Origin of the sequence: Pseudomonas sp. HY7a-MNA-CIBAN-0227, from assembly GCF_040310325.1 — a bacterium.
Lineage (GTDB): Bacteria > Pseudomonadota > Gammaproteobacteria > Pseudomonadales > Pseudomonadaceae > Aquipseudomonas.
This window is the reverse complement of the sequence record NZ_JBEOPT010000313.1, coordinates 1-244: the sequence shown is the minus strand read 5'-3', so window position 1 is coordinate 244 and position 244 is coordinate 1. Positions and strand designations below refer to the sequence as shown.

Genomic DNA, 244 nt, shown 5'->3' with positions numbered 1-244 from the left:
GCGTTTGCCCTTGAGGCTGAAGCCCGCGTTAACCGTCGGGTCGCGCACCAGCCCCGCGCCATCGGTGTTTTCGCCCAGCAGCGTGCCGTCAGCCAGTTTGCTCAGGGTGTTTACCGCGCCCGCCCGTTGCGCACGGGCGGTCAGGCTGTTGGCCAGGCGGTAGGCGTCTTCCTTGAACGGCACGGTGACGTTGGCCCCGCGGCCTTGCTGGAAAAACGCCAACGCGCTGCCGCCAAAATCATCC

Annotated in this window: 1 pseudogene; it reads right to left on the bottom strand. The window is 66.8% G+C overall.

Features of this window, described 5'->3' with window-relative positions:
- A pseudogene (gene aroE / locus AAEZ06_RS28070) lies at nt 1-244 on the bottom strand (shikimate dehydrogenase); the annotation flags it as partial.